The sequence below is a fragment of the Streptomyces sp. NPDC059037 genome (assembly GCF_042740015.1).
Classification (GTDB): Bacteria; Actinomycetota; Actinomycetes; order Streptomycetales; family Streptomycetaceae; genus Streptomyces.
The window spans coordinates 19,971-28,174 of record NZ_JBHYIG010000109.1; the positions used below are offsets into that span (position 1 = coordinate 19,971).

The following is an 8,204-nucleotide window of genomic DNA, read 5'->3' on the forward strand; positions in this document are numbered from 1 at the left end:
AGCCGTCGATGTCGACCGAGCCGAATGCCGGGTTCCGCTGGTCGTACATGGAGCGAGATCCTCTCGCGAAGGGGCGGGCGGTCCGCAACCGCCCGGCCCTTCTGTGCAAGCGAAAGCGAATCCGCTACTTCCGCACGGCGTCCAGGGCGTCGATCATGCCCACTCCGTAGAAGCCGTTCGCGTTCTTGCCGCCGGCGCAGACCGCGTCGACCTTGCCGTCACCGTCGATGTCGTACGGATCGGTGCACTTCATGGCGTCGGCCTCGCCGTAGAGCAGCGCCTTCACCTTCGCCGAAGAGGCGTGCGGATGGGCCGACTTGATGAGCGCGGCGACGCCCGCGGCGTGCGGTGACGCCATCGACGTACCCGCCTTGTAGCCGAACTTGCCGCCGGGCAGCGTCGACAGGATGCGGCCGTCGGTGGCCGGCGCGTCCGGCGTCTGGAACTTCGTCGAGTCGCCGCCGGGTGCGGCGATGTCGATGACGCCCTTGCCGTAGTTCGAGAACGAGGACTTGATGCCCTTCGCGCCCGTGGACGAGACGGTCACGACACCCGGAAGCTGCGACGGGAGGTCGAGGCAGTCCGCGGTCTTGATCGTCCGCTCCGTAGGAGTCGTGTCGTCCGGGCTCGAGTCGTCGACGATCTCGTCCTGCGCGAGGTCCGTCTTGGCGTTTCCGGCCGCCGCGACATTCACCGCGCCCTTGCGCTCCGCGTACCGGGTGGCCCGCCCGACGGCGTCGACCAGGGCCTTCTGGTCGTCGTCCGTCTTGCAGTTGAACAGCCACGGGTCGGTGTAGTAGCTGGAGTTGGTGACGTCGACTCCGTGATCGGCGGCCCACATGAAGCCGCAGACCACGGCCTCCGTGTAGTACATGCCGGTCGCCGGCTCGGCCACCTTCAGGCTCGCCACCTTCACGCCCGGAGCGACACCGGTGACGCCGGTGCCGTTCTTCGCGGCGGCGATGGTGCCCGCCACGTGCATCCCGTGGTCGCTCTCCTTGGCCACCGGACGCCACGCGTTGTCCTTCTGCACGGGCACACCGCCCAGGCAGCTCGCGGACGCCTTCGCGTCGAAGTTCGGCGCGATGTCCGGATGTGTGTCGTCCACGCCGGAGTCCAGGACGCCGACGGTGACCTTGGAGCTGCCGAGCGACTCCTTGTGGGCCTGGTCCGCCTTGATGGCGGGCAGGTCCCACTGGAGCGGCTCCAGCTCGTCCTGGCCTGCGCCCGCCTGCCCGGCGGCCTTCTCGGCCTCGGCGGCGGTCAGCGGCCGGTCGGCCTCAAGGGCGTCGTCGGACTGCGCGGACAACGGAGCCGTCCGCGTGGCACCCGCCGACTGGACGCCCTTGGCCTTGCGGATCTCCTTGGCGAAGTCCGCGTTCGACGAGTGGACGACGATCACGCCGATCTTGTCGTACGCGATGACGACGGTGCCACCCGCCTTGGCGATGGCCTTCTTCACGTACGCCGATGTCTTGGCGGACGGTGAACTGCCGGGACCCGAGCGGACGTTGACGACGTAGCTCATCGACGTGCCGTCCGCGAGCGTCGCGCCGAGGGCGTCCACGACGGACGACACCGGGCCGCCCGGCCGGGACGCGGCGTCCGGCTGGGCCGCCGCCGTCCCCGGCAGGAAGGCGACGGCCGAGGCCACCGCCATGCCGAGGGGGAGTGCGAGCACGCGGCGGGAGCGCGGGAAGGATGCGGTCATGGTGCGCGAGCCCCTCACTTCTTCACGGCGTCGAGCGCGTCGACGATCCCGCTGCCGTAGAAGCCGTTCTTGTTCGTGTCGCCCTCGCAGACCGCGTCGACCTTGCCGTCACCGTCCGGGTCGTACGGCTCCGTCGGGCAGCCCGGGTTGTCGGCCTGCTTCTTAAGAAGACGCTGGAGTTCGGCGGGGCTCGCCTTGGGGTGCGTCGACTTCAGGAGCGCGGCGACGCCGGAGGCGTGCGGCGATGCCATCGAGGTGCCCTGCAGCCAGCCGTACTCGCCGCCCGGCATCGTGGAGAGGATGCGGCCGTTCTTCGACGGGGTGTCGCCCGGGATCTGGTACTTGTCGCCGCCGGGGGCCGCGATGTCGATGACGCCCTTGCCGTACGTGGAGTAGTACGACTTGAGGTCCTTGACGCCCGTCGCGCTGACCGTGACCACGCCCGGCAGCTGCGTCGGGACGTCGAAGCACTCGGAGGGGTCGATGGTGCGCGGCACCGGCGTCGAGTCGTCCGGGCTTGAGTCGTCCAGGATCTCGTCCGAGGCGAGGTCATGGTTGGAGTTGCCCGCGGACGCCAGGTTCAGGGTGCCCTTGCGCTGCGCGTACAGCTGGGCCCGGTTGACCGCGTCGACGATGGCCCGCTGGTCGGGGTCGTCCATGCAGTTGTAGAGCCACGGGTCCACGTAGTAGCTGTTGTTCGTGATCTCGATGCCCTTGTCGGCGGCGAACACGAAGGCGCAGACCACGCTCTCCGGGAAGAACAGCTCGCTGACCGGGTCGGCCACCTTGATGCCCGCGACCTTCACGCCGGGCGCGACACCCGCGACGCCCACGCCGTTGCGCGCGGCGGCGATCTCGCCGGCCACGTGCGTGCCGTGGTAGTGCTCCTTCTTCTCCGGACGCCAGGCGCCGGGCGAGGTGTCCGCCTTGCCGCCGACACAGCTCGCCGACTGCGAGGCCGAGAAGCTGGGCGCGAGGTCCGGGTGGGTGTCGTCGACTCCGGTGTCGATGACGCCGACGGTGACCTTGCCGCTGCCGGGGTTGATCTTCGCCGCCTTGTCGGCGCCTATCGCGCGCAGGTCCCACTGGTCGGCTTCCATCGGCTCGGCATCCGGACCGGCCTGCTTCTGGAGCGACTTGGCCTCGGTCTTCGACACGAAGGTCGGGGCGCCCTCCTCCGTGGTGCCGGCCGCGGTCAGGGGCGAGGTGCGGGTCGCGCCCGCCGACTGGACCCCCTTGACCTTGCGCATCTGCTTGCCGAACTCGGGGTTGGCCGAGTGCGCGACGATGACGCCGATCTTCTCGTAGGCGACGACGACGGTGCCGTCCGCCTTGGAGATGGCCTTCTTGACGTACTCGATCGTCCCGTGGTCCGGGCGGGTGTTGACGACGTACGCGAGCTTCGGGGCCTCGGCGTTCGCCGAAGCGCCTGCGGTCGCGGGGGCGTCGGAGGGCACCGCGGTCGCGACGCCGGGGGCGAAGCCGACCGATGCCGCGAGTGCGATACCGAGCGGCACGGTGAGCGCGACGCGGCGTCTGGAGCGCAGATGAGCCATGGGATCTCCACATCATCCGGATACGTGAACTGCCCGAACACAAAAGGTGGTCGGGCAGGTACATGACGGGTATTGCAGAGTGAAGCTATCCCCAGAACTCCCAGGCCAGCAACGGGTTCTTGAAGAAATCGGGGAGTGTGGCCGGGACGACGTCGCGGTGATGACGTTGAAAAGGAAACGGAAGCAACATCAACCCCCCTGTCGGATCACGTCCCGTGGCCTTAGCATCGCCATCCGTGGCTTACGTGATCCGCGTCACGCAGGAACAGATCGGATCAGAGAGAGCCCATGGATCAGCTGTCCGTCCCCGCCGCACCCGCACCACGAGGAGACTCCGTGGCCACCGATGCACCGCCGCCTTCGAAGGGCGGCGCAGACCCCACTCCCCACGCCCCTTCCACGGAGGAGTTCATCCAGGAGCAGGAGAGCCAGGAGTTCGGTGAACTCCGCCGCGCGCACCGCTCGTTCGCGTTCCCGCTGACCATCGCGTTCATCGTCTGGTACCTGGCCTACGTGCTGCTGTCGAACTACGCGGGCGACTTCATGGGCACCAAGCTGTTCGGCAACATCAACGTCGCCCTGGTGCTCGGCCTCGCGCAGTTCCTGACCACGTTCCTCATCGCCTGGTGGTACTCCCACCACGCGGCCACCAAGCTCGACCCCAAGGCCGAGGCGATCAAGTCCCGTATGGAGGGCGGCGCATGAGCCCCGCGCTGAGCACCACAGTCCTGGCCGCGGGTGAGGCGAGCGAGCACCGGCCGCTGATCATCTCCCTGTTCGCCGTCTTTGTCGTCGCCACCCTGTTCATCACCGTCTGGGCAGGCCGCCAGACCAAGAGCGCCGCCGACTTCTACGCGGGCGGCCGCCAGTTCACCGGCTTCCAGAACGGCCTCGCGGTCTCCGGCGACTACATGTCGGCCGCGTCCTTCCTCGGCATCGCGGGTGCGATCGCCCTCTTCGGGTACGACGGCTTCCTCTACTCCATCGGCTTCCTGGTCGCCTGGCTGGTGGCACTCCTCCTGGTCGCCGAACCGCTGCGCAACTCGGGGCGCTACACGATGGGCGACGTGCTCGCCTACCGGATGCGCCAGCGCCCGGTGCGCACGGCCGCGGGCACGTCCACAATCATCGTGTCGATCTTCTACCTCCTTGCGCAGATGGCGGGCGCGGGCGTGCTCGTCTCGCTGCTGCTCGGCATCACGTCCGACGCGGGCAAGGTCGGGATCGTCGCCCTCGTCGGCGTACTGATGATCGTGTACGTCACCATCGGCGGCATGAAGGGCACCACCTGGGTGCAGATGGTCAAGGCCGTCCTGCTCATCGCGGGCACGCTGCTGCTGACCTTCCTGGTGCTGCTCAAGTTCAACTTCAACGTCTCCGACCTGCTCGGCACCGCCGCATCCAACAGCGGCCAGGGCACCAAGTTCCTCGAACCGGGCCTGAAGTACGGCGCGACGTCCACCTCGAAGCTGGACTTCATCTCGCTCGGCATCGCCCTGGTCCTGGGCACCGCGGGCCTGCCGCACATCCTGATCCGCTTCTACACGGTGCCGACGGCCAAGGCCGCGCGTAAGTCCGTGAACTGGGCGATCGGCATCATCGGCGCCTTCTACCTGATGACGATCGCGCTCGGCTTCGGCGCCGCCGCGCTCATCAAGCCGGCCGAGATCATCGAGTCCAACCCGGCGGGCAACACGGCTGCACCCCTGCTCGCGCTCCATCTGGGCGGCGTCGATTCGTCCTGGGGCGCGATCCTGCTCGCCACGATCTCGGCGGTCGCCTTCGCCACCATCCTCGCGGTGGTCGCGGGCCTGACCCTGGCCTCGTCCTCGTCGTTCGCGCACGACATCTACGCCAACGTCATCAAGAAGGGCCAGGCCACCGAGAAGCAGGAGATGAAGGCGGCCCGCTGGGCGACGGTCTTCATCGGCATCGTCTCCATCGCGCTCGGCGCGCTCGCCCGCGACCTGAACGTGGCGGGCCTGGTCGCGCTCGCCTTCGCGGTCGCCGCGTCCGCCAACCTGCCGACGATCCTCTACAGCCTGTTCTGGAAGAGGTTCACCACCCAGGGCGCGCTCTGGTCGATCTACGGCGGCCTCTTCACGGCGGTCTTCCTGGTCCTCTTCTCGCCGGTCGTCTCCGGCAACCCGAAGACCTCGATGTTCAAGGGCGTCGACTTCCACTGGTTCCCGCTGGAGAACCCGGGCCTCATCTCGATCCCGGTCGGCTTCCTGCTCGGCTGGCTCGGCACGATGCTGTCGAAGGAGGAGCCCGACAAGGGCAAGTACGCGGAGCTGGAGGTACGGTCCCTGACCGGCACCGGAGCCCACTGATTCCGGCTCATTCCGCCTGAACACGCACGTCAGCGGCCGCGTCGTAGATCGTTTGGTAGATCTCTACGACGCGGCCGCGCCGCTCCTCGTGGGATCGGGCCCGCTTCGATGTCGGTCCCGTCACGTAGGCTCGTCACTATCTGAACCGGACTGGCTGAACAGGATCAGGGAGGGGGCCCACGTGCTCATCGACACCTACGGCCGAGTGGCCACCGATCTGCGGGTCTCGCTGACCGACAAGTGCAATCTGCGATGCACGTACTGCATGCCGGAAGAGGGCCTGCAGTGGCTGTCCAAGTCCGAGCTGCTCTCCGACGACGAGATCGTCCGCCTCATCCGCATCGCCGTGACGCAGCTCGGCATCAAGGAGATCCGCTTCACCGGTGGCGAGCCCCTGCTGCGCCCCGGCCTCGTCGGCATCGTCGAGCGCTGCGCCCAGCTGGAGCCGCGCCCCAAGATGTCCCTGACGACGAACGGCATCGGCCTCAAGCGCACCGCCGCCGCCCTCAAGGCCGCGGGCCTCGACCGGGTGAACGTCTCCCTTGACACCCTGCGCCCCGACGTCTTCAAGACCCTCACCCGCCGCGACCGGCACAAGGACGTCCTCGAAGGCCTCCAGGCCGCGCGCGACGCGGGCCTCACCCCGGTCAAGGTCAACACGGTCCTGATGCCGGGCCTGAACGACGACGAGGCCCCGGACCTGCTCGCCTGGGCCGTCGAGAACGAGTACGAGCTGCGCTTCATCGAGCAGATGCCGCTCGACGCCCAGCACGGCTGGAAGCGCGACGGCATGATCACCGCGGGTGACATCCTGCAGTCGCTGCGTACGCGCTTCGAGCTCACCGAAGAGGGTTCCGGCGAGCGCGGCTCGGCCCCCGCCGAGCGCTGGATCGTGGACGGCGGCCCGCATCGCGTCGGCGTCATCGCCTCCGTCACCCGCCCCTTCTGCTCGGCCTGCGACCGCACACGCCTTACGGCCGACGGCCAGGTCCGCACCTGTCTGTTCGCCACCGAGGAGACGGACCTGCGGGCGGCCCTGCGCTCCGACGGCGAGGACGGCTCGGACGAGAACATCGCCCGTATATGGAAGCTCGCCATGTGGGGCAAGAAGGCGGGTTCGGGCCTCGACGACCCGACGTTCCTGCAGCCCGACCGCCCGATGTCGGCGATCGGCGGCTAGGCGGCCGCAGCCGCCGCTAACCCTCCCGCGCTTCCCACTCGGCCAGCGTGACGACGTCCTTCAACATGCCGCGTACGCCCAGGAATTGGGAGAGGTGCTCGCGGTGCTCGTCACACGCGAGCCAGGTCTTGCGGCGCTCCGGCGTGTGGATCTTCGGGTTGTTCCAGGCGAGCACCCAGACCGCGTCGGCGCGGCAGCCCTTGGCGGAACAGATCGGTGTTTCGTCGCTCACAGATGACGTCCAAGTGCGTTCAAAACAAGGCGACGCCGAGCAGCCACGGGGGGAGCTGCCCGGCGTCGGTCTGTCGCTCCGACGGGGGATGCGGAGCGCGTACGAAGTATGTCACGGGGGACCCGGTGCCTGGCACCGGAACTACATGATTGATCTGAGCTTTTCTTGAGCTTGGCGCAACGTCGACGGTCAGTTCTGGTGGCCGGAAGGTGCGTCGGGCTCACCGGACTTGGGGCCCGCGCCGGCTTCCGGGAAGGGTTCCGCGGACTCGGTCATTGCGGCCGGCGGAGCGATCATCGGCCGTGACGGCGCCGGTACGAAGGTCGCCGGCAGCGAGGGCGCGCTCTCCCGGCCGGCGTTGGCGATCACGACGGAGATGTACGGGAGGAGTATCCCGAGCACCAGAGCAACGAAAGCGACATGCCGCTCGACGTTCCACAGGACGGCGGCGGCAATGACCGAAAGAGTACGGACCGACATCGAGATCATGTAGCGCCGCTGCCTGCCGCGCACGTCCTCCTCGAGGCCCTGCCGGGCTCCGGTGATCCGGAAGACCTGGGCACTGCTCTGCTTCCGCATCACATTCCACCGCCTGCTCACAAGACGCCGGACTCTCCCCGGCCCGGACCCGCTCCACGTTACGCCGGGGCTGCGCAGCCTACGAGACCGGGGCCTGTCCCATCTCGGCGTACTTCCTCCGTCATGCCACGTATGGGGGTGCCCGACATGCGCCGTATGGCGGACAGGCCGACACTGACCGTAACGCTCATGTCGAGCCGTATGAGGAGGCAGCTATGGGCTGGTTGTGGGCCATCATCGTGGGGTTCGTGCTCGGGCTGATCGCCAAGGCGATCCTGCCCGGCAAACAGCACAGCCCGCTCTGGCTGACCACGATCTTCGGCATCGTCGGTGCGATCATCGGCAACTCGCTCGCCGCGGGCTTCGGCATCGACGAGACCAGAGGCATCGACTGGGGTCGGCACGCCCTGCAGCTGGGGGCCGCGCTGGTCGTCGTGGGCCTCGGTGACATGGCGTACAAGATGGTCAAGGGCAACAAACAGTCGGCTTAGGCGCCCTGCCGCGCCGGTGGTTCCCTCCCTCGCCGGCTGGCCGAAGGGGCGGGGCCCCCCCGGCCGCCCCCCCCGGGCGGCGCGCGGGGAGGCCGGGGGCCCGCCCGGGCCCCCCGCGCCCC

At 68.6% G+C, this 8,204-nt stretch carries 8 protein-coding genes; 4 read left to right on the forward strand and 4 right to left on the reverse strand.

Features of this window, described 5'->3' with window-relative positions; translation table 11 throughout:
* Positions 1-124: 124 nt before the first annotated feature.
* Positions 125-1,711 carry a S8 family serine peptidase gene (locus tag ACFWY6_RS22690; RefSeq protein ID WP_384693206.1) on the reverse strand — a complete coding sequence of 529 codons (1,587 nt, stop codon included), beginning with the start codon at positions 1,709-1,711 and terminating at the stop codon, positions 125-127.
* 14 nt (positions 1,712-1,725) lie between these two features.
* Positions 1,726-3,267, reverse strand: a complete 1,542-nt coding sequence (locus tag ACFWY6_RS22695) for a S8 family serine peptidase (protein WP_384693209.1) — start codon at positions 3,265-3,267, stop codon at positions 1,726-1,728.
* Positions 3,268-3,603: 336 nt separating this feature from the next.
* Between ACFWY6_RS22695 and ACFWY6_RS22700 the strand changes: the two genes are divergently transcribed.
* From ACFWY6_RS22700 to moaA, 3 genes are all read left to right on the forward strand, one after another.
* Complete coding sequence (locus ACFWY6_RS22700) at positions 3,604-3,972, forward strand: DUF485 domain-containing protein (RefSeq protein WP_360763810.1); 369 nt, start codon at positions 3,604-3,606, stop codon at positions 3,970-3,972.
* The gene (locus ACFWY6_RS22705) at positions 3,969-5,600 is read left to right on the forward strand and encodes a cation acetate symporter (protein ID WP_384693211.1); all 1,632 of its coding nucleotides are present in this window, start codon (positions 3,969-3,971) and stop codon (positions 5,598-5,600) included. Before ACFWY6_RS22700 ends, ACFWY6_RS22705 begins: the two co-directional genes overlap by 4 nt.
* A 181-nt stretch (positions 5,601-5,781) precedes the next feature.
* Positions 5,782-6,780, forward strand: a complete 999-nt coding sequence (gene moaA / locus ACFWY6_RS22710) for a GTP 3',8-cyclase MoaA (RefSeq protein ID WP_384693213.1) — start codon at positions 5,782-5,784, stop codon at positions 6,778-6,780.
* 16 nt (positions 6,781-6,796) lie between these two features.
* On the opposite strand, the gene ACFWY6_RS22715 is transcribed toward moaA, so the two are convergent.
* Both ACFWY6_RS22715 and ACFWY6_RS22720 read right to left on the reverse strand, forming a co-directional pair.
* Entirely contained in the window at positions 6,797-7,012 is a 216-nt protein-coding gene (locus ACFWY6_RS22715) for a hypothetical protein (RefSeq protein ID WP_365501259.1), read from the reverse strand.
* A gap of 189 nt (positions 7,013-7,201) precedes the next feature.
* Entirely contained in the window at positions 7,202-7,591 is a 390-nt protein-coding gene (locus ACFWY6_RS22720; protein WP_384693216.1) for a DUF3099 domain-containing protein, read from the reverse strand.
* Positions 7,592-7,806: 215 nt separating this feature from the next.
* Here ACFWY6_RS22720 and ACFWY6_RS22725 point away from each other — a divergent pair, with 215 nt between their 5' ends.
* Entirely contained in the window at positions 7,807-8,082 is a 276-nt protein-coding gene (locus ACFWY6_RS22725; RefSeq protein ID WP_384693219.1) for a GlsB/YeaQ/YmgE family stress response membrane protein, read from the forward strand.
* Positions 8,083-8,204: the final 122 nt, after the last annotated feature.

Excerpts from the sequence above, each read along its gene's own strand:
- ACFWY6_RS22690 (WP_384693206.1), bottom strand. The coding sequence starts at position 1,711 with ATGACCGCATCCTTCCCGCGCTCCCGCCGCGTGCTCGCACTCCCCCTC.
- ACFWY6_RS22695 (WP_384693209.1), bottom strand. The coding sequence starts at position 3,267 with ATGGCTCATCTGCGCTCCAGACGCCGCGTCGCGCTCACCGTGCCGCTC.
- ACFWY6_RS22705 (WP_384693211.1), top strand. The coding sequence starts at position 3,969 with ATGAGCCCCGCGCTGAGCACCACAGTCCTGGCCGCGGGTGAGGCGAGC.
- ACFWY6_RS22720 (WP_384693216.1), bottom strand. The coding sequence starts at position 7,591 with ATGCGGAAGCAGAGCAGTGCCCAGGTCTTCCGGATCACCGGAGCCCGG.
- ACFWY6_RS22725 (WP_384693219.1), top strand. The coding sequence starts at position 7,807 with ATGGGCTGGTTGTGGGCCATCATCGTGGGGTTCGTGCTCGGGCTGATC.